The 233-nt window shown below is 58.4% G+C and carries 1 protein-coding gene; it reads left to right on the top strand.

Features of this window, described 5'->3' with window-relative positions; genetic code table 11:
* Positions 1–20: 20 nt before the first annotated feature.
* The coding region (locus SB660_RS24010; protein ID WP_410585137.1) for a hypothetical protein at positions 21–233 on the top strand (213 nt) is incomplete at its 3' end.

The raw sequence follows: 233 nt of genomic DNA, 5'->3' as shown, positions 1-233 counted from the left end.
GGGACTGCAGTCGGAACACGGTGCTCAAGTCGAACGGAGCCGAATCGCTGATCGTGAACGAAATCGGCGCATACTCCGGCTCGCATCTCGTCAACATCAACGAAGGGTCGATGATCACGCAGCTGATTATCGAGTCGGCCGGCAACTGGTCGCTGACCGTCGATGATGTGAGCACTGCCCCGAACATCGACAAGGCTGCATCCGGCTCCGGTTCGAGCGTGGTTATCTTCACC

The organism is Bacillus sp. SIMBA_005, from assembly GCF_046535585.1.
GTDB classification, from domain to species: domain Bacteria; phylum Bacillota; class Bacilli; order Bacillales; family Bacillaceae; genus Bacillus; species Bacillus pumilus.
Note: the sequence above shows the minus strand (reverse complement) of the source record. Positions and strands in the feature narration are given on the sequence as shown.